24 protein-coding genes and 2 pseudogenes are annotated in these 24,340 nt (G+C 62.3%); 10 read left to right on the forward strand and 16 right to left on the reverse strand.

Annotated features, from left to right (window positions below; all coding sequences use genetic code 11):
- Positions 1–22 precede the first annotated feature (22 nt).
- A complete protein-coding gene (locus JFV30_RS16875; protein ID WP_201124679.1) occupies positions 23–718 on the reverse strand; it encodes a fumarylacetoacetate hydrolase family protein in 696 nt (231 codons plus the stop codon).
- 172 nt (positions 719–890) lie between these two features.
- On the opposite strand from JFV30_RS16875, the gene JFV30_RS16880 reads away from it, so the two are divergent.
- Positions 891–1,442: a DUF4262 domain-containing protein gene (locus JFV30_RS16880; protein WP_201124680.1), complete on the forward strand. Its 552-nt coding sequence runs from the start codon at positions 891–893 to the stop codon at positions 1,440–1,442.
- Between the two features lie 3 nt (positions 1,443–1,445).
- Here JFV30_RS16880 and JFV30_RS16885 read toward each other — a convergent pair whose 3' ends face one another.
- Positions 1,446–1,775, reverse strand: a complete 330-nt coding sequence (locus JFV30_RS16885; protein ID WP_029615983.1) for a hypothetical protein — start codon at positions 1,773–1,775, stop codon at positions 1,446–1,448.
- A 213-nt stretch (positions 1,776–1,988) separates the two neighbouring features.
- Here JFV30_RS16885 and JFV30_RS16890 point away from each other — a divergent pair, with 213 nt between their 5' ends.
- Positions 1,989–2,534, forward strand: coding sequence for a hypothetical protein (locus JFV30_RS16890; RefSeq protein ID WP_010172395.1), 546 nt, complete (start codon positions 1,989–1,991; stop codon positions 2,532–2,534).
- 65 nt (positions 2,535–2,599) lie between these two features.
- On the opposite strand, the gene JFV30_RS16895 is transcribed toward JFV30_RS16890, so the two are convergent.
- The 3 genes from JFV30_RS16895 to JFV30_RS16905 form a co-directional block, all read right to left on the reverse strand.
- A complete protein-coding gene (locus JFV30_RS16895) occupies positions 2,600–3,238 on the reverse strand; it encodes a hypothetical protein (RefSeq protein ID WP_010172397.1) in 639 nt (212 codons plus the stop codon).
- A gap of 114 nt (positions 3,239–3,352) precedes the next feature.
- The gene (locus JFV30_RS16900) at positions 3,353–3,673 is read right to left on the reverse strand and encodes a DMT family transporter (protein ID WP_169388998.1); all 321 of its coding nucleotides are present in this window, start codon (positions 3,671–3,673) and stop codon (positions 3,353–3,355) included.
- A gap of 76 nt (positions 3,674–3,749) precedes the next feature.
- Positions 3,750–4,196, reverse strand: a complete 447-nt coding sequence (locus JFV30_RS16905) for a carboxymuconolactone decarboxylase family protein (RefSeq protein WP_029615984.1) — start codon at positions 4,194–4,196, stop codon at positions 3,750–3,752.
- A 195-nt stretch (positions 4,197–4,391) separates the two neighbouring features.
- On the opposite strand from JFV30_RS16905, the gene JFV30_RS16910 reads away from it, so the two are divergent.
- Both JFV30_RS16910 and pdxR read left to right on the forward strand, forming a co-directional pair.
- The gene (locus JFV30_RS16910; RefSeq protein WP_201124681.1) at positions 4,392–4,994 is read left to right on the forward strand and encodes an FMN-dependent NADH-azoreductase; all 603 of its coding nucleotides are present in this window, start codon (positions 4,392–4,394) and stop codon (positions 4,992–4,994) included.
- 17 nt (positions 4,995–5,011) lie between these two features.
- Positions 5,012–6,423, forward strand: a pseudogene (gene pdxR / locus JFV30_RS16915) (MocR-like pyridoxine biosynthesis transcription factor PdxR).
- Positions 6,424–6,492: 69 nt separating this feature from the next.
- Here pdxR and JFV30_RS16920 read toward each other — a convergent pair.
- The 4 genes and pseudogenes from JFV30_RS16920 to JFV30_RS16935 all read right to left on the reverse strand — a co-directional run bounded on the left by JFV30_RS16920 (position 6,493) and on the right by JFV30_RS16935 (position 11,650).
- Positions 6,493–8,981 (reverse strand): annotated as a pseudogene (locus JFV30_RS16920) (TonB-dependent siderophore receptor).
- A gap of 90 nt (positions 8,982–9,071) precedes the next feature.
- Entirely contained in the window at positions 9,072–10,016 is a 945-nt protein-coding gene (locus JFV30_RS16925; RefSeq protein WP_201124682.1) for a FecR domain-containing protein, read from the reverse strand.
- Positions 10,013–10,558, reverse strand: a complete 546-nt coding sequence (locus JFV30_RS16930) for a sigma-70 family RNA polymerase sigma factor (protein ID WP_201124683.1) — start codon at positions 10,556–10,558, stop codon at positions 10,013–10,015. The genes JFV30_RS16925 and JFV30_RS16930 overlap by 4 nt, the downstream gene beginning before the upstream one ends.
- 246 nt (positions 10,559–10,804) lie before the next feature.
- Positions 10,805–11,650 carry a DNA/RNA non-specific endonuclease gene (locus tag JFV30_RS16935; RefSeq protein WP_010172413.1) on the reverse strand — a complete coding sequence of 282 codons (846 nt, stop codon included), beginning with the start codon at positions 11,648–11,650 and terminating at the stop codon, positions 10,805–10,807.
- 375 nt (positions 11,651–12,025) lie between these two features.
- Between JFV30_RS16935 and JFV30_RS16940 the strand changes: the two genes are divergently transcribed.
- Positions 12,026–12,325: a DUF7693 family protein gene (locus JFV30_RS16940; protein WP_169389003.1), complete on the forward strand. Its 300-nt coding sequence runs from the start codon at positions 12,026–12,028 to the stop codon at positions 12,323–12,325.
- Here JFV30_RS16940 and JFV30_RS16945 read toward each other — a convergent pair.
- A complete protein-coding gene (locus tag JFV30_RS16945) occupies positions 12,322–14,469 on the reverse strand; it encodes a TonB-dependent receptor family protein (protein ID WP_201124684.1) in 2,148 nt (715 codons plus the stop codon). The genes JFV30_RS16940 and JFV30_RS16945 overlap by 4 nt on opposite strands.
- A 216-nt stretch (positions 14,470–14,685) precedes the next feature.
- Here JFV30_RS16945 and JFV30_RS16950 point away from each other — a divergent pair, with 216 nt between their 5' ends.
- Genes JFV30_RS16950 through JFV30_RS33525 form a run of 3 tightly spaced genes read left to right on the forward strand, consistent with a single transcriptional unit; the run spans position 14,686 to position 16,069 of the window.
- Positions 14,686–14,844, forward strand: coding sequence for a hypothetical protein (locus tag JFV30_RS16950; protein ID WP_201124685.1), 159 nt, complete (start codon positions 14,686–14,688; stop codon positions 14,842–14,844).
- Positions 14,845–14,848: 4 nt separating this feature from the next.
- Positions 14,849–15,487 carry a helix-turn-helix domain-containing protein gene (locus JFV30_RS16955; RefSeq protein ID WP_010172420.1) on the forward strand — a complete coding sequence of 213 codons (639 nt, stop codon included), beginning with the start codon at positions 14,849–14,851 and terminating at the stop codon, positions 15,485–15,487.
- Positions 15,488–15,547: 60 nt separating this feature from the next.
- A complete protein-coding gene (locus tag JFV30_RS33525; RefSeq protein ID WP_201124686.1) occupies positions 15,548–16,069 on the forward strand; it encodes a hypothetical protein in 522 nt (173 codons plus the stop codon).
- 262 nt (positions 16,070–16,331) lie between these two features.
- Here the strand turns inward: JFV30_RS33525 and JFV30_RS16965 are convergent, their stop codons facing one another.
- Both JFV30_RS16965 and JFV30_RS16970 read right to left on the reverse strand, forming a co-directional pair.
- Positions 16,332–17,660 carry an LLM class flavin-dependent oxidoreductase gene (locus JFV30_RS16965; protein WP_201124687.1) on the reverse strand — a complete coding sequence of 443 codons (1,329 nt, stop codon included), beginning with the start codon at positions 17,658–17,660 and terminating at the stop codon, positions 16,332–16,334.
- Between the two features lie 74 nt (positions 17,661–17,734).
- Complete coding sequence (locus JFV30_RS16970) at positions 17,735–18,259, reverse strand: MarR family winged helix-turn-helix transcriptional regulator (protein ID WP_201124688.1); 525 nt, start codon at positions 18,257–18,259, stop codon at positions 17,735–17,737.
- Between the two features lie 120 nt (positions 18,260–18,379).
- Here JFV30_RS16970 and JFV30_RS16975 point away from each other — a divergent pair, with 120 nt between their 5' ends.
- Complete coding sequence (locus JFV30_RS16975) at positions 18,380–19,180, forward strand: SDR family NAD(P)-dependent oxidoreductase (RefSeq protein WP_201124689.1); 801 nt, start codon at positions 18,380–18,382, stop codon at positions 19,178–19,180.
- A gap of 14 nt (positions 19,181–19,194) precedes the next feature.
- Here the strand turns inward: JFV30_RS16975 and JFV30_RS16980 are convergent, their stop codons facing one another.
- Both JFV30_RS16980 and JFV30_RS16985 read right to left on the reverse strand, forming a co-directional pair.
- Positions 19,195–19,449: a hypothetical protein gene (locus tag JFV30_RS16980; protein ID WP_010172429.1), complete on the reverse strand. Its 255-nt coding sequence runs from the start codon at positions 19,447–19,449 to the stop codon at positions 19,195–19,197.
- A gap of 86 nt (positions 19,450–19,535) precedes the next feature.
- Positions 19,536–19,841 carry a putative quinol monooxygenase gene (locus JFV30_RS16985; RefSeq protein WP_010172430.1) on the reverse strand — a complete coding sequence of 102 codons (306 nt, stop codon included), beginning with the start codon at positions 19,839–19,841 and terminating at the stop codon, positions 19,536–19,538.
- Between the two features lie 151 nt (positions 19,842–19,992).
- On the opposite strand from JFV30_RS16985, the gene JFV30_RS16990 reads away from it, so the two are divergent.
- On the forward strand, positions 19,993–21,708 hold the full coding sequence (locus tag JFV30_RS16990) for an amidase (protein WP_201124690.1): 1,716 nt from the start codon (positions 19,993–19,995) through the stop codon (positions 21,706–21,708).
- 22 nt (positions 21,709–21,730) lie between these two features.
- On the opposite strand, the gene JFV30_RS16995 is transcribed toward JFV30_RS16990, so the two are convergent.
- Together JFV30_RS16995 and JFV30_RS17000 are read right to left on the reverse strand one after the other, a co-directional pair.
- Positions 21,731–22,018: a hypothetical protein gene (locus JFV30_RS16995; RefSeq protein WP_201124691.1), complete on the reverse strand. Its 288-nt coding sequence runs from the start codon at positions 22,016–22,018 to the stop codon at positions 21,731–21,733.
- 121 nt (positions 22,019–22,139) lie between these two features.
- On the reverse strand, positions 22,140–24,290 hold the full coding sequence (locus JFV30_RS17000; RefSeq protein ID WP_201124692.1) for a phosphocholine-specific phospholipase C: 2,151 nt from the start codon (positions 24,288–24,290) through the stop codon (positions 22,140–22,142).
- Positions 24,291–24,340: the final 50 nt, after the last annotated feature.

Consider the following 24,340-nt stretch of genomic DNA (forward strand, 5'->3'; position numbering starts at 1 on the left):
AAGCCTGGGCACCACTGTAGCGTCAACCCTGGCCGAGGGTGAAGCCCAGCTCGGTCAGGCCGTCGATTCCGGCGGTCACGACATCCCCCGGTTGCAAGGTGCCGACGCCCGCCGGAGTGCCGGTGAAGATCAGGTCGCCAGCCTTCAGCGCCACGGATTTGGACGCATGGCTGATCACCTCGGCCACCGACCAGATCTGGTCCGCCAGGTCGCCCACCTGGCGTTGTTCGCCATTGACCTTCAGCCAGATTCGCCCAGTGCCCGGGTGGCCGACGGCGCTCACCGGCTGCAACGCCGTGCAAGGTGCCGACTCATCGAAGGCCTTGGCCCATTCCCAGGGCCGCGACTGTTTTTTCGCCTGGGCCTGGAGGTCGCGGCGGGTCAGGTCGATGCCCAAGCCGTAACCCCAGACATGCGCGAGGGCATCTTCCGGGGCAATGTCCACCCCGCCCTCGCCGATGGCTACCACCAACTCGACTTCATGGTGCAGGTCGGCGGTCAGCGGTGGATAGGCGATCACGCCCTCGGCGGGCACCACGGCATCGGCCGGTTTCATGAAAAAGAACGGCGGCTCGCGGTCGGGGTCGTGGCCCATTTCACGGGTATGTTCACCGTAGTTGCGCCCCACACAGAACACCCGGCGCATCGGGAAGCGAGCGTCGTCGCCCTGGATGGCGAGGGACGGGATTTCGTTGGGAGTGATGACGTAGCGGGTCATGGCAGGTGCCTCTTCGTTTACCTGGGGCCAGTATGCGCACTGGCGCCAGGGCGAAGTTGGACAGCCTTACGCAGATTTTGCACTGAGCGGTGCATCGATCACTTTGCCGACCGAACCCAACGCTGCTAGCCTCATCGCGCTTTCACCCAACGATCCCGCAGAAAGGACTCTGATGAACATCATTCGCGCCGTCGCCCTCTTCGCCGCCTCATTGTTCTCGATGAACACGTCGGCCAAGGCCCCGCTCCCGGGATTCCAGTTGCCCAAGGCAGATTCGGAGTACGACGAACAGGTATTGGCGGATATCAAGAAAATCGGCTGGCATCATGTACATGTGCGTGCCGAAGACGGGGAGCCGTCGTTTGCCTACTCGCTGGGGTTCTACGCAAATTTCGGCCAGCCGGAAATCATCGTATTCGGGCTGCCACCGCAGATTGCACAGCAGTTGCTGAACATCACCGCGATCCGCTTTGCCGGCGCGAAAGCCGCCTATGAAACCTACACGCCCTATGACGATATTGCCGAAGGCATGCGCATCGCGTTCATTCCTGTCGCCCGCCAGCACTACCGCGAATACCTCGGTTATGCCGGCTGGTTCTACGGTTCGGTCCAGGCGGATTTCCCCGCGCTGCAAATGGTCTGGCCGGACAAGCAAGGGCGCTTTCCGTGGGAGCCGACCTACGACCAGTCGTTCTCACGGTTTCAGGTGCTGCTGGACAAGTAGGGGTTACTTGCGCGCCAGCTTGTAGCGCACACAATCCTGGTAAAAACTCTGGCGAATCACCTCGGGCTTGACCCGCGAACGGCTGTCGTAGGTCTGCTCGGTGATGCCCATGGCCATCATGTGCATCCAGGGTTTCTTGAACTGGTAGGTCTTCAGTTTCTGGCGCGCGGCATACAGCGACACCCCCGACAGCTTCAATTCCTGCGCCCGGGCCGCCGTGCCCGCGCCCCAGCTGCACATGTATTTGTCGTTGTCCCGCAGCTCCCGTGCCTGAACCGAAACTGCCCCACCCGCCAGGGAACAGGCGATCAGCATGATTCCAACCTTGCGCATTTGCATCCCGCCTAACCACCTGAAAATAAAAGTGATTTTGGCGAGGATTTTGTTACAAAGGGGCCAGCAAATTGCCTTCTCGATGATTTTCCCGGCAGGACACCGGGTCAAGCGCCTACGCAAGTTTTAAGGCCTTTTGCCACTATTTGTTGCCGACCGGCCATTGCCTGACGATAATCGCGGCGCTCTCCCACACTCACGCAAGGAAACGCCGTGAAAAAGCTTCTACTGTTGACCCCATTGCTCGCGCTGCTGTTGCAAGGTTGCGGCGTCACCATGACGCAATACGAGCCGAACTTCGACAACGTCCAGATCCTCAAGCAAAAAGCCCCGCTGCAACCCGTCAGCAATGCCCAGGTCACTGCTGCGTCGGGCGAAGGTTCGCTGACGGTACGTGCCAATCCAATCCGCTCACCCAGCGGCAGTATCCCGGCGCATATCCAGGCCGCAATCACTCAGGAACTGCAATTGGCAGGCCTGCTGAACCCGCAAGCCGAACGTCATCTGCAAGTGTTGGTGGTGAAGAATTCGCTGACGGCAGGCATGGGCTCCGGCAACGGCACGCTGGCCGCACGGTTTACGCTGCTCAAGGGGACTGACGTGGTGTACGACGCGACCAAGGAGGTGAATCACACCTGGTCCAGTTCGTTCTTCGGGTTCATTGCGATCCCGAATGCTGCCAATGCCTACAACCCGATGGTGCGGGATTTGCTCAAGTCGCTGTACAGCGACCCGCTGTTTATCCAGGCGCTGAAGTAAGGCCTGGGCTGCGAGGGCCGGTCACCCTGCCCTCGCAGCTGTTTCAGCTTATTGCTTGCAACGTGTCACGCCCGTGGCACGCCGGCATCCAGTGCCGAGTACTTCAGGTTATTGCCGTCGACCATTTGCTTGAGCAGGGCATTGACCTGGCGGGTGAAGGTGTCGGTCACTGCGTCTTTTGGCGTGTTGGCCATCAGCGGGATAAACCAGATACCCATCCAGGTATTGATCGCGTCATGGTTGGTGCCGGTGCTCAGCGTCTGGCCTTGTGCGTCCACCGACTCCAGCTTCATGGTGTACTGATCAGTCCCCAGCGCCGGGATGATGGTGAAGGTAAAGCCGCTGATAAACGCCAGGGCCAGTTGGCCGCCACCCGGTGGATGGTTGTAGACCTTCAGGCGCAGGTTGTAATCGCCCGGCTGCTTCTGGAATTCATCCAGGGTAACGCGACCAAACAGGCCGGAGTCGGTCAAGACTTTCTGCAGCTGAGGCTTGAGCATTTCCCGCGCTTGCGGAACCTCGGCGGCGGCGGCGTTGGTCGGCTCGCCCTGGTAGAACTTGAAGTCTACGTAGACGTTAGGTTTGTTGGCGTAGCTGGCCTTCGACGGCAGCGTGACCGGTGCTACTTCGTCCTTCGTGAAACTGGCGCAGCCGCTCATCGACAACGTGATCAGGGCCAACCCCAGCATTTTTCCAATGTGCATTACGACTTCCTTAGTGAATGGAGCGTCTCCATGGCCGGAGTGCTGGGGCGGATGATAAAGAGTGAGCCGCAATGTTAAAAGGCCATCTCTGATAAATACCTGCTCATACCGGCACTAATTGGCCGAGACCAGCTTGAGGCCGATCACGCCTGCCAGGATCAGCACGATGCACAGCACCCGCAACGGCGCGGTGGAATCGCCCAGCAACGCCATGCCGAGGATCGCAGTGCCGGCGGCGCCGATTCCCGTCCAGACCGCATAGGCGCTGCCCACTGGAAGGGTGCGCAGCGACATCGAAAGCAGGATCACGCTGGAAACGCCGGTCACCACGGTGAGCAGTCCGGGGGTGAATCGGGTGAAGCCATCCGAGGCCTTCATCGCGAACGCGAAGGCGATTTCAAGGATGCCGGCCAAGCCGAGGAGTAGCCATGCCATAGGGTGAACCCTCAGGAAACTCAATGGGTGTGTGGCGAGGGGCCCAGCCGCCTCGCCACCGCGAATCCGCTTCGGCTTAGGCCTTGGCGGCAGCCGCTGGCGTGGTGCGGAAGGTGATGCCCAGTCGGTTGAAGGCATTCATCAAGGCGATGCCGTAGGTAAGATCAGCCAGCTCTTTGTCACTGAACTCGGCGGCCGCCGCCGCGTAGTCCGCGTCGGACACATCACTGGCGGTAACGGCTTCGGCAAAGGCCAGCGCCACGCGCTCACGCTGGGTGAAGACAGCGCCAGCGTCATGCCACACCGGCACCAGCACCAGCTTGTCCACGGCCAGGCCTTGCTTGAGCAGGTCCCGCGAGTGCATGTCGATGCAAAAGGCGCAGCCGTTGACCTGGGAAACCCGCAGGTAGACCAGGTCGATCAGCTCCTTGGACAGGCCACTGTTCTGCAGGTAGACGTAAACCCCGCCGAACGCTTTGTAACCTTCAGGGGAAGCTTTGGAGTAGTCGAGACGCGTTGTCATGGTGAAATCCTGTAACAGTGGGATGAAGCCGCCATCTTGCGGCGCCATGGCCTACTCCAAAAGATCCATGATCTGGCTTGAACACCAGGCCATGAATGCGCCGGCATGGCCTACTCTGAATCTTGATTCTTGGCCCTTTGGCCTGGGTCATGGGGTTCGTAGACTGAGGGCCATCCATCCAGGAAGCACCGCCCCATGAATATTCTGCATGTCAGTGCCAGCCCTCGCGGGCAAGCGTCGGAGAGCACTGCGCTCTCCCACAAGATCATTGAATGCCTGCGCCAGCGGCACCCGGCTGCCGAGGTGACCCGGCGCGTTATCGCCGGGAATGCGCTGGGGCCGGTGGACGAGGCTTATGCAACGTCCCAGCAGTCGCCGGTGGATGTCTCATCAGAGGGTTCGATGGCCCAGTCCGAGCAGCTTGTTCGCGAAGTGGAACTGGCCGATATCGTGGTGATTGCCACCCCCATGCATAACTACTCGGTGCCCGCAGCCCTCAAGCTATGGCTCGATCACATTGCGCGGGTGCGCCGCACTTTCGATATCTCGGCCCAGGGCAAGGTTGGCTTGTTGCAGGACCGGCCCGTGTTCGTCGCCGTGGCCTCGGGCGGGCGATTTTCCGGGGAGCGTGCGCACCAGCCGGACTTCCTGACGCCGTACCTGAAAACCATCCTGGGCATGATCGGCCTGCATGACGTGACCTTCTTCACCGTCGAAGGCACCGCTTCACGCCCGGAAACCCTGGCCCAGACCCGCCTCCAGACCGACCAGGCGCTGCACGACTACTTCGCCACCTGAACAGGACCCGCCGCCGGATGAGCACTTCGATCAAGGCCTTTTCACCGCTGGACGCCGGCTCTGCCGAGCCGATCTACCGGCAACTTTACTGGCGGTTCCGCAGCGCGATTGCCGACGGTCTGCTCAAGCCGGGGAACGCATACCGGCGGCCCGGGCCCTGGCCAAGGAGCTGGGTCTGGCCCGGGGCACCATCGACACGGCGTATTCGCTGCTGGCAGCCGAAGGCTATATCCAGGCCCGTGGCCAGGCCGGCACCGTGGTGGCGGAAGGGATCAAGTCCAGCCTGCCGGAGCGCCCCGCCACCGCCAGCGATCACAACGCCGTGAGGCAAAAGGCCGCCGTGCTGCCGTTTCAAATGGGCCTGCCGGCACTCGATGCGTTCCCGCGCAAGATCTGGTCGAAAATAGCCGCCCGCTGCGTGCGTGCCACCCAGGTCGCAGACATGGCCAACCCCTGCGTCTACGGCCTGAACTCCCTGCGCACGGCGATTGCCAGCTACCTGCAGGTCGCCCGGGGTATCCATTGCTCGCCTGCGCAAGTCTTCGTCACCTCGGGCTACCGCAACACCCTGGGCCTGATCGCCCATGCGCTGCTGGAACCGGGCGACCGGGTGCTGGTGGAAGACCCGGGCTACCTGTTCACCCGACCGTTGCTGGATTACCTGAATATCCACGCCATACCGGTACCGGTGGACCAGGACGGCATGCAGGTGTCCCAGGCCGTGCAACCGGGCAAAGGCGCCCGCGCCGTAGTGGTCACGCCGGCCCATCAAAGCCCGCTGTGCGTCTCGCTGGCGTTGCCCCGGCGCCTGGAACTGCTGGATTGGGCCAGCCGCCAGCAGGCCTGGATCATCGAGGACGACTACGACGGCGAATACCGCTACGTGAGCCGCCCGCTGCCGGCCCTCAAGAGCCTGGACCGCGACGGCCGGGTGCTTTACGCCGGGACCTTCAGCAAGGTGTTGTTTCCCGGCATCCGCCTCGCCTACCTGGTGGTGCCGGCGGCGCAGGTGGAACGCTTCGAACACGTCAGCCAGACCTTCCTCGGCGGTTGCCCGGAGTTGACCCAGGCGATCGTCGCGACGTTTATGGCCGAAGGGCATTTTGCGCGGCATATCCAGCGTATGCGCAAACTCTACGGTGAGCGTCGGGAAGCCACCGCCAGGGGCCTGCGCAGGGCCTTGGGCGCGCATATTTCGATTGATGCCCAACCGGGCGGAATGCACCTGATCCTGCGCCTGAACGCGCAACAGTCAGACCGCCTGTGCGTGGCGCGCCTGGCGCAGGCCGGGATTTATGCAGAAGCCTTGAGCGACTGGAACATTCAAGGCCAGACCGGCCCCGGCCTGCTGCTGGGCTTTGCCAATATAGAATCCGAAGCCGCCGCCGAGGCCCTTGGGAAACGCATCCTGGATACGCTCATGGCCTGATCGGCGAACGCTCTGTTTTTTGGCCTTGGCGCTGCTGCTCCCGAATCCTTTCGCCAAGGCCTTTTTTATTTACCACTGATACGTGGCACTCGCCTGCACGGTGCGCTGTGAGCCATACCAGCACCACGAGTACGAATAGCAGGACGCAACGTACTCTTTGTTCGCCAGGTTGGTGGCGTTCACCGCCAGGCGCAGGTTGTCACCCTGGCGGTTGATGTGCGGAATGTCGTAGTGCACCGCCGCATCAAACAAGGTGTAGCCCGGCACTTTCAGGGTGTTGGCGGTATCGCCCCACGACGAACCGACATACCGCGCACCCGCCCCGACACCGAAGCCTTTCAGCGTGCCGTCGTGCAGGGTGTAGTCCGCCCAGGCCGAGGCGGTATGGCGCGGTACGGCGTAGGTGGTGGTGCCTTCGGCCGCGATGGCCGGGCCGACGCCGATGTCGCTGATGGGCGCATAACGCACGGTGTTGTTGGACTTGCTGATGCGGTTATCCAGGTAGGCATAGGCCGCGGTAATGTCCAGGTTGTCGTTCAGGCTGGCCTTGCCTTCCAGTTCGAAGCCACGGGACTGCACTTCACCATCCTGCACCTGGCAGCGCGAGCCGTTGCACAGGTGGGAAGCGTCCGGGTCCAGTGTCGGCACGTTGGTCTGGCGCAGGTCGAAAATGGCCGCCGTGATGAAGCTGTTGCTGCCCGGCGGCTGGTACTTGATGCCGATTTCCGTCTGTTTGCCTTCGGTAGGCTGGAACGTCGAACCGCCGTAGCCCGTGCCGGATTGCGGCTGGAAGGATTCCGAGTAGCTGACATACGGCGCCAGGCCGTTATCGAACAGGTAGACCAGGCCCAGGCGGCCGGTGAAGGCTTTGCTGTCCTGGGACGACTTGGTCTTTTTCTGGGTGGTCATGGCCAGCGTGCTGTTGTCGGTGGTAGCCCAGTCATAGCGCCCGCCCATCAACAGCACCCACTTGTCCCACTTCATCTGTTCCTGCAGGTACACGCCGGTTTGCTCACTGCGCGAGGTGGCGTCGCTGGTGTAGGCCGGCACCGGCACTGCCGCACCGTAGACCGGGTTGAAAATATCCAGCGTAGGCCCGGCGGTGTACACGCCGCTGCCCGACTTGGTGTCGGTGCTGGTGTTCTGGTAATCGGCGCCCATCAGCACGGTGTGCTGCAACGGACCGGTGTCGAATTTGGCCTGCAACTGGTTGTCGAGGGCGTAGGCGTCGATGTTCACGTCGCTGGCAGTGGTCGAGCGCCGAATGGTGCGGTAGTCGCTCTCCAGGTAGTTGCTGTAGAGGCTGCGGTACTGCCCTTCGCTGCGCAGGTACCGGGCGTTCTGGCGCACGGTCCAGACATCGTTGAAATGATGTTCGAAGGCGTAGCCGATGGAGTAATACTCGCGGTCACTCTTCTCGAAGCTTTTCTCGCCATCGTAGAAATCCACGTCGATCTTGCGTCCGGTCGGGCTGTGCAGCACCGAGCCCCAGGCCGGCATCGAACCGTAGGACGCGCCCTTGGGGTCCTTCTGGAAATGCCCGAGCAAGGTCAGCGAGGTGTTGTCGTCCGGGCGCCAGGTAAAGGCGGTGGACAGGGACTGGCGACGGGTTTCGGTGTGGTCGATCTGCCCGTCGGCATCGTCGAACAAGCCGGCGACGCGGTAGGAATACACGCCTTGATCGTCCAGCGGGCCACTCAAGTCGAAGGTGGTGCGCTTCTTGTTGAAGGTGCCGTACTCCACGCCGACCTCATGGAACGGTGTGTCCAGGGGCGCTTGCTGACCATGTTGATCACACCGCTGGGCGTGCCCTGCCCGTACAGCACCGACGCCGGCCCGCGCAGCACTTCGACACGCTCCAGGTCAAAGGCGTCTTTTTGCGGCAAGGCGTCCCGGCTCGACGGCATGCGCAGGCCGTCGAGGTAGGTGGCCGGGGCGAAGCCACGGATGGTCAACTGGTCGAGGCGCGAGGCGGTGGAGCCCCGGGTTTCCGGGATCACGGCGGCGCTGTAGCGCAAAATCTGGTTGAGGCTTTCGGCGTTCTGCGCGCGCATCTGGTCTTTGGTGACCACCGAGATCGACTGCGGGGTTTCGATCAGCGCGGTGTCGGTCTTGGTGCCCGACAGGCTGCGGGTGGCCACGTAGCCGGACACCGGGCCGGTGGGGCTTTCCGACTGATAGGCGCCGCTGATGGTGGTGGCCTGCAATTCCATGGCGCCATCGCTGGGCGGGATGGCTTCGAGGCGGTAGCGGTTGTCGGCAATCTTCAGGGCTTGCAAGCCGCTGCCGGCCAACAATTGGGCCAGGGCGGCGTCGGTGCTGTACTGCCCGTTCAGGCCATTGCTGTGCTTGCCACGGGTCAGGCTGGAATCAAACGCCAACACCAGGCCTGCCTCTTCGGCGAGGCTGTTGAGGGCCCGGCTCAGGTCGCCGGCGGGAATGGAGAACGCAGCGCTTTGCGCCGCGTAGGACGCTTGAGGGGTCAGCAGAGGTACGGCGGCAAATGCCATCGCCACTGAAAGGGCCAGTGGCGGTAAGGGACGAGCAAGGCGCGACATGAGAAGTCCTGGGAAATGGGGGTTCTATTAGTCATGACGGTCATGTCGGAAAATCGGGTATGAATGAGAGCGGTTTTTATTCAGATTTTTCTACAGCGGCTTGATCACCACCACCAAATCGGTGAAGTACTCCACCTTGATCGGCAGGTTATCCGCCAGTGACGCCAGCGCTGCGCCGGTGTCGTCGAGCTTGAATACCCCCGACACGCGCAGCCCTTGCAGGGCCTGCGGGTCAAAGCGCACCAGGCCATGGCGGTAACCGGCGAGGGTTTGCAGCACCTCGCTCAGGGGTTGGTCATCGACCTTGAGCAGGCCGCGGGTCCAGGCATCCGGGTCGGCATTGCCGATGGCGTGCGGCTCGCCGGCCTGTCCGTCACGGAGCGTGGACGTCTGCCCCGCCGGCACTTTCACCTCGCCTGCACGGTTGCCTTTGACGGCCACGGTGGACTCGATCACGGTGACCACGGTCGATCCGTCTTCGGCCTTGCGCACCAGGAATCGCGTGCCCAACGCCGTGGCCGTGCCCTGGTCGGTGTGCACCACGAACGGCCGTTGCGCGTCCGTGGCCACCTCGACCCACATCTCGCCCTGCAACAGGTCGATCACCCGTTGATGGCCATCAAACTTCACGTCCAGCGCCGAGTTGCTGTTGAGTTGCACCTGGCTGCCGTCCGTCAATGCCACCTGGCGCCGCTCCCCCACGCTGGTGCGCTGGTCGGCCATCCACACCGGCATCCGCTCAAAGCCGGCCCAGCCGCACAACAACACACCCAGCAGCGCGACGGCCTGGGTGCCCCGGGCGGCAAACCTGGTTTTCTGCGGCGCAAATGCGCGGTTCAGGGCGATGCGCGCCGGCGCGGCGGGCAGTTCGTCGAGGCTGCCCCACAGGCTGCGCATACGCTCGATGGCGACGGCATGCCGTGGGTCGGCCTGGCGCCAACGCTCGAACGCCGCGCGGTCGGCCTCGGTCACGGGGTCGTCGTGCAACAACGTCAGCCAGCGGGCGGCTTCACTGATGATCTGCTCGGAACTCACGACAGCGGGTCCGCCCCGTGCAGGGTGTGATAGCAGTGCACCAGCGCGCTGGAAATGTAGTTCTTCACGGTGCTGGGTGACACCTGCAGTTGTGCGGCGATTTCGCTGTAGGTCAGCCCGTCGAGACGGCTGAGCAAGAAGGCTTCGCGGGCCTTGGCGGGCAAGCCGGTGAGCATCTCGGCGATGCGCTCCAGGGCCTGGAGCGCCACATGAATCGCCGCCGGATCGGGCATGCCGGCGTCTTCACTCTGAATCGCCAGGGCTTCCATATAGGCCTTCTCGATCCGCCGCCGCCGCGCGCCATCAATCATCAGGCGCCCCGCCGTCGTTGCCAGAAACGCCCGAGGTTCCTTGATGGTGTGCGGTTCGGCCAGCAGCAGAATGCGGATAAAAGCGTCGTGGGCCAGGTCTGCCGCATGTTGCGAACAGCCAAGTTTCTTGCGCAGCCAACCGTGCAACCAGGAATGGTGGTCGCTGTAGAGGGTGGCGATGGTCTGCTGGCGACGGGCTGTATCACCCTGAGCTACAGGAAAGTCATGCATGCGCAAAAATTTCTCAAACAAGAAAGATTACCAATTGCGCGAACGATGACAGTAAAACGAAGGGGGAGCAAGAGGCCCGGCGACCGAAGCCACCGTGCGTGAGGTGCAGCGAGCCGGATGCAGGTAGGTAATGACTGCGGGTTAAAATCTTACTGAGTGATAACGACCCTTAGTTGGCACGCACTCCCGCGCCTGCCAACTTAATGGGTGAATGATAACTAACGACTAACGTTTAGAACATGGCGCTTACTTGCAGCCAATTCTCTGAGGCAGTTGCCCCTGCTTTGACTTAAGTGCAGTTTGCACCGCTTGCGGCAACGCGCTCCAGAATGTCAGCCCGGAACGTTGCTCAATCTGTTCGACCGTTGCGCGATAGTCACAGAAGTTGGCGCCCTTGGGTGTTTCCTGATTCATGATGAACGAGGCATAAAGTCCGTCTTGCGGCGACTTGCCCACAGAAACAATCTTCCAGTAACCACTGGGAATCGTGTGGACCTTATTAGTCCCCGGCAAGCTGCCAATGAATTTCTCATACAGCGGGCCGGTCATCACATACACCTCATCCACTGCGGCGTCCTGGCTCAGGTTGCGCTCCTGATCCTCCAGGCGTGCCCACGGTCCCTGGTTCAGATCGGACTTTTGCGGGGTGATGTTGGACAGGTAATTGAGGGTCTGCCAATCGGCGACGCCGGCCATCGACGCCAGGTTTGCCTGGTGCCCGCGGTCGACCTTCAGTGCCACGTTGGCGCCGTTATAGTCAACCGGGTCAAGGGTTTCGCCCGCAGGAATGTCCGGATCGGTCTGCCAATTGCGCGGTTTTCCGCTGGCTGGTGTGGACTTGGTAATCCGGTAGGCCACCCAGTTGGCGAACTTGGTCGAGGCATTGTTATTGAGGGTGTAGGCCTGGCGATTCAACGTCAGCGGCCCACCGCCGGAAGGGCAGCCCTGGGAGCAGTTATCGACTGCGGCGGCCTGCTCCACAGGCGCCTGGATAGCGCGCTCCGGCACCCGTGAAGGCTGGGTGCTGATACAGCCCGCCATCAGCGGCACCCACAACAACGCGACGTATTTGAACAGTGCTTTCCTTTGCATGGTAATACTCCATTTACAACCGATTAATTAAGTTTAAAGCGATAAAACGGGCGCAATTGATCCCGGCAGTGCGAAAGCCACTTCGTGATGAAATGACAACACTATCAAGTTGATTGCTGACAGTTGGATAACTGTGTTTGCGCGTACGGCGACATTCCATGTGCGTACCCGCTTAAGTACCCACGCCGGTGGCGCAAGGAACTAACTGCTCCTGAAGAAGTATCTTTCAGTGGAGCAGGCTTTATCTTATACAGGTAATTGTTACAAAAAAACCAGCACTAAAAGCAAAAAAACCGGCTCGTGGACGGGGGCCCTGAACTTGAAACACCCTCGCGGGAACGCGACACTGCACGCCCCCGAAAAAGGCTGATTTTCATGACTCCATCCCCCTCGACCGTCTCTGCGCGGGAGGCTTACCAGTTGCTCAAGGACATCGCCCTTGGCACCCGCACCGTGCAGGTTGCAGCGTCCCCGATCGAGATCGAGGGAACACTGTTTCGCGCCGATGGCTGGCAGATCACCCTGCTGGCGCACGATGGCGTACTTCGCGGCTGTCTCTCCTGCGAATCCCCCGACGGCAGGACCGGCAGCCCCGAGAACTGGCAGCGTTTCGGCACCGATCCGGTCAGCTTGCTGAGTGCCTGGGAGCAGGCGCAAATCGAGGCCCTGCTTTAACGCCAGCTCCAGGAAACGCCGGTGTACACGCCCATGCCATCCCCCGGCGTCGACCGCGCCACGTCCATCCCTTTGTCGTCATAACCCGGCGTGACCGTATTCGCGTAGCGCCGGTTGGTCAGGTTGCGCAGGTCGACCCAGGCTTGCCAGTCGTGCTTCGGCGCGTCATACCCGAGCGTCGCACCGAGTAGGGTGTAGGCCGCCGCGTAGTAGGAATTGGCGTAGTCCACGGCCACCCGCGATGAATGCTCGCCGTTGAGGCTGGTGTAGAAACCGCTCGGGTGGCTGTAGCGCAGTTGCGCCTGGTAGTAGTGCTTGGGGATGCCGGGCAAGGTGTTGTCGCCGAAGCGGTCGTCGTTGCGGTAGTGGAAGTCGCTGTAAGTGTAGGCCTGACGCAAGTCAAACCGGCCGGTGCGGCCACCGTCCCACAGCGGGCTGATCAGGCTCAGTTCCACGCCTTGGTGCACGGTAGGGCTGGCGTTGGATTCGGCGATGATCGCAGACGTGGTGGACGTTGCGGCTTGGGTTTCAACGCTGAGCAGTTCGTGGCGTACCTCGGAACGGTACAGCGCTAGGTCCCACTGGCCGAACCACGCTTCACCGCGCCCGCCGACTTCCAGGGTGGTGGCGGTCTGGTTTTTCAGTTTCACGCCTTCACGTTGCAGGCCGCTCGCCGGGCCGCTGCCCTTGGGGAAATACAGATTGGAACCCCAGATCATCGACCACGCATGGGGCGGCTCCACCGAACGGCTCAGGTTGCCGTACACCTGCAGTTGCGGGCTGAAGTCATAACGCAGGCCCACCCGTGGCGAGTAATCCCAATCGTGCTGGCTGACCGGTGTGTGGGTCTCTGGGTAGCTGACTTCGGTTTCACGACGGGTGTAGATCGCCGCCAGGCCGGTGGTCAGCCAAAGGTCCGGCACCAACTCAAGGTCATTGCCGATATGCAGCACGCTGTCGGAACCCAGGTAGCTGTAGTCGCGGGTCTTGGTGCCGGGCGCGTAGCCAGCCGTATTGCCGGTCGGGATCCGTACGAACTCCGAGCCACCGTTATTCGGCATCGCCTGGGTGGTGCGCAGGCCGAGGGTGGTCTTGCTGTCGCGCCCGAACAGCGTGTCCTGGCGGATGTAATTCACGGTGCCACTGACGTCGGTGTAGGCAACCTTGAGGCGGTTGGTGCCCTCGCGCAGGTCCATCGGGTAGTCGTGATACGCCAGCCCGACCTCGATCCGGGCGTTGTCGTCCAGGTGCAAGGTGGTTTTGTTGGCGATCCAGGTCGAGCCCGGCTGCGTGCGTTTCGAATCCCGCGCCACGTTGAGGGCGGCGGCGGCGCGTGGATCGTGGCTGATCTGGTCGCGGGTCAGCTTGCCGGGGGAATCGTTGTCGGTTTCGCGGTAGCGGAAGTAGAAGCGGGTTTCCAGGTCGGGGTTGAAGCGGTAGCCAAAATTGGCCGCCATGCCTTTGCCGCTGCCGGCGCTGTGGTTCTGGAAGCCGTCGTAGTGCGAGTCGGTAAGGCTGAGGTAGTAGTCGGCGTCCCCCAGCACCTGCCCCGAGCTGATTTCCCGCTGGGCGTAGCCATGGCTGCCGGCTTCGTAGCGCACCTGCAACGTGGGGGCGTCGTAGCCGGTGTGGGTCACGTAGTTGACCGCCCCGCCCAGGGCCAGGGCGCCCTGGTCAAACCCGTTGGCGCCGCGCAGCACTTCAACGCGGCTGAGCCACAACGGGTCCTTGAGCTCGTAGGGCGTGCCACCCGGGCCGGTCAGCGGCAGGCCGTCGAAGGTCTCGTACAGGCCGGAAGCGTGGGCACCCGGGCCACGGTTGATGCCCGAGCCACGGATCGAAAGCTTCACCCCTTCGTTGTTCGCCGCCTTGGCGTACACGCCAGCCTGGTATTTGAACACGTCCTCGTTGGTGCTCACCCGCCCCTGGTCGACGCTGCCCATGTCGATGTAGTTGGTGGCGCCGGGCACGCTTTTAAGTTGAGCCTGAGCCAGTTCATCGGCGCTGAGTTCGGCGCTGCTGACTTCGACGGGTGCCAGTTGCAGCGTGTCGTCGGCCTGGGAGACCGGGCTGAAGCTCAGGGCAGCGCCAAAGCCGAGCAAGGGCCAGGCTTTTCGGGCGGGGAACAGAAACGCGGGGGGCATGGGGGTAAATCCTTGGAATTCGTTTTTGCGACGGGCTTGGTCCGGCGCAAGGTCTGTGGTGGGATGCCGGTGAGGCTCTCCGGGTCACCCCTAATGAACGGACAGCCGTGATTCGGCGTTAAGTCCAAAATCGAATTACCAAATGCAAACTCAGTATTTATGGAAATAAGTAGTACGGATTACTGTAGGGCCATTGAGTCCCCAGAGATTTTCGTCATGCAAGCATCTGCCACCGTCATCGATTTCACCCTCCACCGCAAACGCCGCCAGGCTCGCGCAGCGGCTGAGTTGATGTGGGCGATGTACGCGGCACGGGCCGGGGTCGCGGTGTTTACCGCACACGTCACCACCTCCAGCGATACCCGCCGGGCGTGAGGCGATGAATTTCCTGCATGCGATTCCCGAAGTGCCCGACCTCCCCTCCAAATCCAAAGACTGCAACAGCGGCGACGACGACGCCATCGGCCAGTGCGTCGCCCATAACCTGCAACGCCTGCGCAGTAAACGCTACCTGTCGCTGGATGCCCTGGCGCGCAACTGTGGCGTGAGCCGGGCGATGCTCGCGCAGATTGAATCCGGGCGCAGCGTGCCGTCGATCAAAGTGCTGTGCAAGATTGCCAAGGGTTTGAAAGTGTCGGTGGCGGCCTTCCTGGAAAACCGTGCGTTCGAAGGGGTTGAACTGCTGCCGGCGCAACAGAGCAAACGCCTGGTGAGTGCCGACGGCACCTTCATCAGCCGCGCGCTGTTTCCCTACGATATGGCGCGCCAGTCGGAGTTCTACGAGATACGCCTGAAGGCCCTCGGCGAGGAGATTTCAGAGGGCCATGGGCCGGGCATCCAGGAGAACCTGGTGGTGGCCCAGGGCGTGCTGGAAGTCAGCGTCAACGAAGAACGCTACCTGCTGTCCACCGGTGACTCGATTTTGTTCTACGCCGACCAGCCCCACCGCTACCGCAATCCGGCAGACAGCGAGGCGGTGGCGTTCCTGGTGATCACCTACCCGGAACGCCTGGACTGAAACGCAAAAAGCCCCGGCACTCGCCGGGGCTTTCTGGTTTTACGCCAAACGAATCAGCAGGTGCAGCACATCATCGGCATGCCGTTGCAGCTCATCATCATCGGCATGGCGCAGTCGTTCATCATCTTCATCATCAGCATGCAGCAGTTGTTCATCATGTCCATGCTCATGCCTGGCATCGGCATCATCTTGCAGGTCATGCTGTCTGCTTCCATCTTGCATTCCATGACGCACTTCATCATCGGCATAGGCATGCCCATCGGCATCATCATCGGCATGTTCATGGCAGACATGCTGTTCATCATCGCCATGCCGTCTTCAGACATGCACATCATCGACATGTTGGCGCACTGCATCATCATCGGCATGCCGCAGTTCATCATCATCGCCATCATTTCGGCGTTGTTCTTGAACATCGCCATGTCCATGCCCGCGGCCGGCTTCATGGTGCACATCATGGCCTCGTCGGTCATCTTGCAGGTCATGGTGGCCATCATCATCGGCATGCCCATCATCGGCATCATTGGCATCGCGTTGTTCATTGGCATCTGCATGGCGTTCATCATGTTCGAAACTCCGTAATCGACAGGAAATGAGTAAGTTCTGGGGCCGATTCTAGAGATGCCGTACAACGGCGCAAGGCGCTGGCCCAGCAGCAAGAATAGATGCTGGATGGGGATTTATCGGAGCGAGGCAGCCGATAATTCCGTGATAACAGACCCTATGGCGCGATCACGCCGGACAGCTCCGTTATCAGGGCTGAACCGGCGCGATGGATATGCGATTGGGGAATGGCCTCCAATCAGAAGGAAATAAACGATCTAACCACGGTAAAAATACCCGTTCACCCGGCGAAGAATCGGTTCGCCGGTCGTGGCAACCCGAGGTTTTCCCGCAGGGTAGAGCCTTCGTACTCCCGCCGGAAGATCCCGCGCCCTTGCAATTCGGGCACTACCTTGGCGACAAAATCATCGAGGCCGCCCGGCAGCCACGGGAACATGATGTTGAAGCCATCGCTGCCCTCTTCCTCCAGCCACTGCTGCATCTCATCGGCAATGCTGTGGGCCGTGCCGACAAACGACAAGCCGGCATACCCGCCGAGGCGCTGGGCCAGTTGGCGCACCGTCAATTGCTCCCGATCAGCCAGGGCCAGCACCCGCTCCCGTGAGCTTTGGCTGGCGTTGGTTTCGGGAATCGCCGGCAGGTAGTGGTCAGGATCAAACTGGGTTGCATCGGTGCCCAGTGCTATCGACAGCGAGGCAATCGCACTTTCGTAATGCACCAGGCTGTCGAGGTGAGCACGAATTCGGCGGGCCTCTTCCTGTGTATCGCCGACCACCACAAACGCCCCGGGCAGAATCTTCAGGTGGTCGGGATGCCGCCCCACCGCCAGCATCCGGCGCTTGATATCGGCATAGAACCTGCGCCCCTCCTCGAGCGTGCCCGGCGCGACAAAAATCACCTCGGCGGTTTCTGCCGCCAGTTGCCGCCCGGGCTCCGAGGCACCGGCCTGCACGATCACCGGCCAGCCCTGCACCGGCCGGGCAATGTGCAGCGGGCCGCGCACGTTGAGGTAGCGGCCCTGGTGATTGAGGGTGTGCAGCTTGTCGGGGTCGAAGTACACGCCACTGTCGGCATCGCGGATGAAGGCGTCATCGGCCCAACTGTCCCAGAGCCCGGTCACCACATCGTAGAACTCCCGCGCCCGGGCGTAGCGTTCGTCGTGGGCGTAGGCCTGTTCCAGGCCAAAATTCTGCGCGGCATCCGGGTTGGCGGTGGTGACGATGTTCCAGCCGGCGCGACCGTTGCTCAAATGGTCCAGGGACGCGAAGCGCCGGGCGATGTGGAACGGTTCGTCGTACGTGGTCGAGGCCGTGGCCACCAGGCCGATGTGCTCGGTGGCCTGGCTCAGGGCCGACAACAGGGTGAACGGCTCAAACGAGGTGGCCGTGTGGCTGCGCTTCAACGCCTCGATGGGCATGTTGAGCAGGGCCAGATGGTCGGCCATGAAGAAGGCATCAAAACGCGCCTTCTCCAGGGTCTGCGCAAAGTGCTTGAGGTGCGTGAAGTTGAAGTTGGCGTCGCGGTAAGCGCCGGGATAGCGCCAGGCGCCGGTGTGGATGCTGACCGGGCGCATGAACGCACCCAGTTTCAGTTGGCGTGGAGTGGTCATGGAAAGCCCCTGGTCGAGAGGGGCTCAGCATCGGATGGGCGAATGGCGTCTGTCTAATAACGAAAGGATCTGGCTTATGCCGGGACTGACCGGCTGTGGTAGTCCGCCAGAAACTCTTCGGAGGCAACATGATCCGCCATGCCCCGCAGTTGCGCCGCCGAATCATGTCCCAGGACTTGCTCCACCCGGTTATTGGCTGAGGCCCAGTACACCAGCGCCTCACTGAACAGTGCCTGGCCCTTGGGTGTGAGCACGCAACGTTTGGTGCGCTTGTCCAGGGCGTCCGGGCGCAGCTCGACAATCCCGTCGCGCACCAGCGGCTTCATGGCATGGGTCAGCGCCGACATCAGGATCGCCAGGCGTCCGGCCAGTTCCTGCAACGTCGGCCCACCCTGCTCATCCACCGCCGCCAACCGCGTGATTTCACCCAGCAAGCCGACCTGTGTGGCCTTCAGGCCAATCGGTGCCAGCGCTTCGTCATACAGCTGACCCAAGCGCCTGGCAGCACGGCGCAGCGCGTTGTTGGTGCACGCCACGTCGCCCAGTAAATCCAAAAGGTCGGCGCGTGCTTTATCGGTGTTGATCTTCTCTGTTGGCATTTTCAGCTCCTCCATGGCGCTAGAATGATTGAGTACTAAACCATTGACAAGGACAAATCCCAAGCTTATAACTTGAGCCCTCAACAATATTGGTTGAGTACTCATCTATTGGAGCCGTTCATGTCGACCCCCGCTTCCACAAAAGTTGCCCTCATCACGGGCGCGTCCTCCGGTATTGGTGCGGTGTATGCCGACCGATTGGCGGCTCGCGGCTACGATTTGATCCTGGTCGCTCGTCGTGAAGACCGTTTGAAAGCCCTGGCGGCGAAGATCACCCAGGCCCACGGACGTCAGGTGCAGACGATCGGCGCCGACCTGGTCAACCCTGCGGACCTGGCTCGCGTAGAAAGCCTGCTCGCCGGCAACCCGGCGATCCAGGTGCTGGTGAACAACGCCGGCCTGGCCCGCCTGCACCCGCTGGCACAGTCCTCGGTCGAGGACTCCATGACCCAGATCGCCCTGAACATCACCGCCCTCACCCGCCTGACCCACGCAGCGCTGCCCGGCATGCTGGTGCGTAATGAAGGTGTGATCATCAACGTGGCGTCGGTATTGGGCGTGCACTCGCTGCCGGTCAGTTCCGTATACAGCGGCACCAAGAGCTATGTCCTGGCGTTCAGCCGTGGCTTGCAGGCAGAGCTGGCAGAAACCGGGGTGAAGGTGCAGATCGTGTTGCCGGCGTCCACCGCTACCGAGATTTGGGACGAGTCGGGCATTCCGCTTTCCGCACTGCAAAAAGAGTCGGTCATGACCACTGAAAATCTGGTGGACGCGGCATTGGCCGGGCTTGACCAGGGCGAGTCGATCACCTGGCCGTCGGTAGCCGATGGCGGGTTGTGGGATACATACGATGCCGCGCGCGGCGCGTTGTTCGCGGCCACGCAGACGGGTAAACCGGCACCTCGGTACGGGATTGTCTGAGGCGCCCGCAGGTCTTACTGAATACCGATGGAAATGCGCCGCACGGTCTGCTCCTCACGGGGCAGGCTGATGTCGCCTTCGTAGGTGCACTCGCGGCCGGTGCAGCTGTTTTCCACGGTCACCGGCGCAAGGCTTTTGACCGGGAAACGCGGCTTGGGCTCAGCCTGCGGCGTGAGGGGTACAGCGCTGAGGACGGGTGCCTCGTAGGTCAGGTCCAGGTTGGACGCGTGGGCCTGGGTGGCCAGAACGGCGAGCAGTGCGCTCGCCATGACAGTCCTTGTAAACAACATCGAAATCTTTCCGGGCAGCAAAAAATGAAGGGGCCATGATAAACCCTTGAGCCACCGGATTGAAGTCAGAGCGTCTGGACGGCGGGTTCCAGCACCAGAACGTTGGAGGGGCCGGCACGAAATGTCGGGTTGTGCTTGGCGGCTTCCAGCATGTGGGGCGCTGCGTGGTGATCCTTGAGCGCTGCCTTTGACGCCCACGTCTCGATCAACACAAAACTGTCGCTGTTGCCTTCCACCGGATGCAGGTCGTACTGGATGCAACCCGCTTCGGCCCGCACCAGCGGAGCGAGCCCGGCAAACGCGGCCAACTGGTCCGCGCCCCGCCCAGGCTGGGTATTGATGATGACGACAAGCCGCACTTCATCGGACATAAACAGCACCGTTATCGATAAGGGAATTGAGGGGCCACAGTAAGGGATGCCATGCTCTGGCGCTATGAAAAATCTATCAGTAAGCTACTTTCACTGAATGGATTGAGTCAGCACTCAAGCCCTCCCCTTTTCTGCACCCGGCGATAACCACGTGATCGAAGTAACCGAAGTTTCCATTGCCCAACTGCGCGCCGCGCTCGAGTCCGGCCAGACCACGGCGGTGGAGCTGGTAGAGGCCTACCTCGCCAGGATCGACGCCTACGACGTGCCCAACACGCCCACCGCCCTCAACGCAGTAGTGGTGCGCAACCCCCAAGCACTGGAGGAAGCCCGGGCAGCCGATGCTCGCCGGGCCAGCGGCACAACCCTGGGGCCGCTCGACGGCATTCCCTATACAGCCAAGGACAGTTACCTGGTCAAGGGCCTCACCGCCGCTTCCGGCAGCCCGGCGTTCGCGAACCTGACCGCTTGCCGCGATGCGTTCACCATCGAGCGGCTGCGCGCAGCGGGCGCCATTTGCCTGGGCAAGACCAACATGCCGCCCATGGCCAACGGCGGCATGCAGCGCGGCGTGTATGGTCGGGCCGAGAGCCCGTACAACGCCGACTACCTCACCGCACCGTTCGCCTCGGGTTCCTCCAACGGCGCCGGCACCGCCACCGCGGCGAGCTTCGCGGCATTTGGCCTGGCGGAAGAAACCTGGTCCAGCGGACGCGGCCCGGCCTCCAACAACGGCCTGTGTGCCTACACCCCGTCCCGTGGCGTGATCTCGGTGCGCGGCAACTGGCCGCTGACCCCGACCATGGACGTCGTCGTGCCCTACGCCCGGACGATGGCCGACCTGCTTGAAGTGCTCGACATCGTAGTCGCAGAAGACCCCGACACACGCGGCGACCTGTGGCGGATGCAACCCTGGGTGCCGATCCCCGGCGTGGCGTCGGTACGCCCCGAGTCCTATGGCGCCCTGGCCGCGACCGGCGATGCACTTGCTGGCAAACGCTTCGGCGTGCCGCGCATGTACATCAACGCCGACCCCGAAGCAGGCACCAGCGACGACCCGGGAATCGGCGGCCCCACCGGCCAGCAAATCAAAACCCGGGCCTCGGTGATTGACCTCTGGGAAGCCGCGCGCAAAGCCCTCGAAGCGGCGGGCGCTCAAGTGATCGAAGTGGATTTCCCGCTGGTCTCCAATTGCGAAGGCGACCGCCCCGGCGCGCCGAAAGTGTTTACCCGTGGCCTGGTGTCCAAGGAATTTCTCCACGATGAATTGTGGGAACTGTCGGCCTGGGCGTTCGATGATTTCCTGCGCGCCAACAACGACCCCACGCTGAACCGCCTGGCCGATGTCGACGGCCCGAAAATCTTCCCCCACGACCCCGGCACCCTGCCCAACCGCGAAGACGACCTGGCCGCCGGCATGGACGAGTACGTGCGCATGGCCGAGCGCGGCATCACGCCGTGGGACAAGATCAGCACCGTGCCCGACGGCCTGCGCGGCCTGGAACAGACACGACGCATCGACCTTGAAGACTGGATGGACACGCTGGGGCTGGACGCCGTGATCTTCCCCACCGTCGCCGACGTGGGCCCGGCGGATGCGGACGTGAATCCGGCCTCGGCGGATATCGCCTGGAGCAACGGTGTGTGGGTGGCCAACGGCAACCTCGCCATCCGCCACCTCGGCGTGCCGACCGTGACGGTGCCCATGGGCGTTATGGCGGATATCGGCATGCCGGTGGGGCTGACCTTTGCCGGCCGTGCGTATGACGATTCGGCGCTGCTGCAATTGGCGTCGGCGTATGAGTCGACAGGGAGCAAGCGTCTTGTGCCGCCGCGCACGCCGAAGTTGGTGGCGGGCAAGCCGTAAACCAAAAAGGGATTGGAACCGTTCAGGCTCCAATCCCTTTCATAGCAGCATCGTCGCCCAGTTTGCGCATCAACTGATCGGCTTCCGACCCAGGCTCAAAGCGAAAGCCGCGCATCTCGTCGAGCAGCAACGTGTCGCTGATTGCCTCCCACAACTGCTCCGGGCTCGGCTTGTTGCGCAGCAGGATGTAAGAGAGCAACAGCCGCTCGATGGGAACGCCTCGATGGCAGGCGGTTTCAATGATTGCCAGCAGGATAAAGCGCAGTCGAACTTCCCGCTCCGTGGGCCAAACCGTTTTTCGCTTACCCACTGCAGGGCCTCAGTTTCAGGAAAAGCGTGAGGCTATGGCCGAGTGGTTTTTGTTTCAAGCGCTGCTGGGGGGGAAAGCCCTGCTCCTACGAGAAACAGAGAAAGGGCTTACGAAATCGCCCTTACCCGCGCTTCCCCATCAACGGATCGCTGATGCTGTGCGCGCCGGTTTCAATCCGCCCCGCCACCCGCCGCACCCAACCGTGTTCGTCACGCAACTTGAAGTCGTACCAACCACCGTTCGGCTGGCACGAGAACGTGCGCTGCACGGTGCTGCCGCCGGCAATCTCCAGCAACCAGGGCCCTTGTTTGGTGTAGGGGCAGCGCTCGATGGTCACCGACGCGGTGCGCTTACCAGGGTTGACCAGGGTCAGCAGCAACGTATCGCCGTGATAGGCCAGGGATAACTCGGGCTCACGTCGCAGCAGATTTCCCTTGAATGCACGGTGGAAGCCATTCGGCCCCAACAGCCAGAGTTTGTAGGCCCCTGCGACTTGCCAGGTGTCGCTGAGGTGCTTGCCGGCTTCCACGGTGTAGCGGCGGGGTATGTCATCCAGGTGCAGGCGGTCGTAGACGTGGAACACCACGCCTTGTTCGCCATGGTTGAAGAAGTCCAGGCTCACGGAACCGGCGCGACGGTCAACTGAACCCTCGACATTCAACTGGTACGGCAGCGCCCGGGAGGGCCGCGCCATGCGGGCCTGGAACGGTGCCTGTTGCTGGCCCACGGTTGGCACGACGACCTGGGGCAGTTGTTCCTGGCGTTGGCGCAGGGTGTCGGCGGCCTGGCGACTGATGGTGTGCAGCGGCGGCAGGGTTTCGGTGTTGGGGTTGACGAAGTTGAAGGCTGACGTGAGGTCGCCGCATACGGTCCGGCGCCAGGCGCTGATATTGGGTTCGCGCACGTGGAAGCGCTTTTCCAGAAATTGCAGCACAGAGGTGTGGTCGAACGCCTGGGAGTTGACCCAACCGCCCCGGCTCCACGGCGACAGCACCAGCATCGGCACCCGTGGACCGGGCCCGTACACCCCACCGTCCGGCGCGGGTTGCTCGGTTGAACCGGGTGGCGCCGGATGGGTGAAGATCTCGCTGTCGAACTTCACCGTGGACTTGCCGGCAAAGCTGCCGTCCAGCCGTTTGGACGGGGCCGATGGTGACGGCACGTGGTCGAAGAAACCGTCGTTTTCATCGTAGTTGACCAGCAACACGGTCTTGCTCCAGACCTCCGGGTTGGCGGTCAACGCCTTGAGGATTTCCTGGGTGAACCAGCCACCCTGCACCGGGCTGGACGGCCCGGGATGTTCGGAGTAATCGGCCGGGGCCACCAGCCAACTCACCTGCGGCAGGCGACCGTCGTTCACGTCCCTGCGAAAGCCCTGGATGATCGCTTCCAGGTCGCTGCCGCTGACCGCCGGCAGTGTGTTGCCGTTGCCCTTGTACAGCGGCACGCGGGCATTCAATGGGTCGCTGTAGGGCACGAAGTCCTTGAAGTCCTTCGGTGGCACCGCAGGGTTGCCAGCCGCAACGCTGGCCGCACGAAATTGCCGAAAACCGGCCAGGGGATTGTCGCCAAAGTTATCCGGCAAGTACTGATAAACCTTCCAGCTCACGCCGGCTTCTTCAAGGCGTTCGGGGTAGGTTTTCCAGGTGTAGCCCACGCTCACCGCACCGGGTCCGTCCCACTCGTTGACCACCGCCGCGACGTTCGCACCGGTCGGGCCGTTGGTGCCGGTCCAGTGGAACAGCCGGTTGGGATTAGTGCCGGCGTGCACCGAACAATGGTAGGCATCGCACAGGGTAAAGGTGTTGGCCAGGGCGAACTGGAACGGCACTTCCTGCTCGCGGTAGTAGCCCATCGACGTGGGCGTCTTGAACGTCGGCCAGGCATGCATCCGGCCACTGCCCCAGGCGGCGTGCTCGTCCACCCAGGAATGAGGCGTGCCGCTGACCCGCTGGGCATTGCCACGGGAACTGTCCAGGTGATAGGGCAAAATCCGCCGCCCCACGCCCTGCTGTTCCCACACCCGGTGCCCGCCCGGCAGTGGAATGGTGAAACGGTCACTGAACCCGCGCACGCCGGGCAAGGTGCCGAAGTAGTGATCGAATGAGCGGTTTTCCTGCATCAGGATCACCACATGCTCGACGTCCATGAGGGTGCCGGTGCGGTTGTTGGCGGGGATCGCCAGGGCCTGGCGAATGGAGTCGGGCAACAGGGTGTAGGCGGATCCGATAGCGGCGGCTTGCAGCAGTGTCCTGCGTGTAAGAGTCGGCATAAGACGATTCAATCCCTTGAAGTTCTGGAGCGAGGCTCAGGACAAAATAG

Origin of the sequence: Pseudomonas sp. TH32 (assembly GCF_016650855.1) — a bacterium.
Lineage (GTDB): Bacteria > Pseudomonadota > Gammaproteobacteria > Pseudomonadales > Pseudomonadaceae > Aquipseudomonas.

Bases quoted from the DNA above. Each gene is read 5' to 3' on its own strand.
- JFV30_RS16875 (WP_201124679.1), bottom strand. From the start codon at position 718: ATGACCCGCTACGTCATCACTCCCAACGAAATCCCGTCCCTCGCCATC.
- JFV30_RS16880 (WP_201124680.1), top strand. From the start codon at position 891: ATGAACATCATTCGCGCCGTCGCCCTCTTCGCCGCCTCATTGTTCTCG.
- JFV30_RS16885 (WP_029615983.1), bottom strand. From the start codon at position 1,775: ATGCGCAAGGTTGGAATCATGCTGATCGCCTGTTCCCTGGCGGGTGGG.
- JFV30_RS16895 (WP_010172397.1), bottom strand. From the start codon at position 3,238: ATGCACATTGGAAAAATGCTGGGGTTGGCCCTGATCACGTTGTCGATG.
- JFV30_RS16900 (WP_169388998.1), bottom strand. From the start codon at position 3,673: ATGGCATGGCTACTCCTCGGCTTGGCCGGCATCCTTGAAATCGCCTTC.
- JFV30_RS16905 (WP_029615984.1), bottom strand. From the start codon at position 4,196: ATGACAACGCGTCTCGACTACTCCAAAGCTTCCCCTGAAGGTTACAAA.
- JFV30_RS16910 (WP_201124681.1), top strand. From the start codon at position 4,392: ATGAATATTCTGCATGTCAGTGCCAGCCCTCGCGGGCAAGCGTCGGAG.
- JFV30_RS16930 (WP_201124683.1), bottom strand. From the start codon at position 10,558: ATGCATGACTTTCCTGTAGCTCAGGGTGATACAGCCCGTCGCCAGCAG.
- JFV30_RS16935 (WP_010172413.1), bottom strand. From the start codon at position 11,650: ATGCAAAGGAAAGCACTGTTCAAATACGTCGCGTTGTTGTGGGTGCCG.
- JFV30_RS16940 (WP_169389003.1), top strand. From the start codon at position 12,026: ATGACTCCATCCCCCTCGACCGTCTCTGCGCGGGAGGCTTACCAGTTG.
- JFV30_RS16945 (WP_201124684.1), bottom strand. From the start codon at position 14,469: ATGCCCCCCGCGTTTCTGTTCCCCGCCCGAAAAGCCTGGCCCTTGCTC.
- JFV30_RS16950 (WP_201124685.1), top strand. From the start codon at position 14,686: ATGCAAGCATCTGCCACCGTCATCGATTTCACCCTCCACCGCAAACGC.
- JFV30_RS16955 (WP_010172420.1), top strand. From the start codon at position 14,849: ATGAATTTCCTGCATGCGATTCCCGAAGTGCCCGACCTCCCCTCCAAA.
- JFV30_RS16965 (WP_201124687.1), bottom strand. From the start codon at position 17,660: ATGACCACTCCACGCCAACTGAAACTGGGTGCGTTCATGCGCCCGGTC.
- JFV30_RS16970 (WP_201124688.1), bottom strand. From the start codon at position 18,259: ATGCCAACAGAGAAGATCAACACCGATAAAGCACGCGCCGACCTTTTG.
- JFV30_RS16975 (WP_201124689.1), top strand. From the start codon at position 18,380: ATGTCGACCCCCGCTTCCACAAAAGTTGCCCTCATCACGGGCGCGTCC.
- JFV30_RS16980 (WP_010172429.1), bottom strand. From the start codon at position 19,449: ATGGCGAGCGCACTGCTCGCCGTTCTGGCCACCCAGGCCCACGCGTCC.
- JFV30_RS16985 (WP_010172430.1), bottom strand. From the start codon at position 19,841: ATGTCCGATGAAGTGCGGCTTGTCGTCATCATCAATACCCAGCCTGGG.
- JFV30_RS17000 (WP_201124692.1), bottom strand. From the start codon at position 24,290: ATGCCGACTCTTACACGCAGGACACTGCTGCAAGCCGCCGCTATCGGA.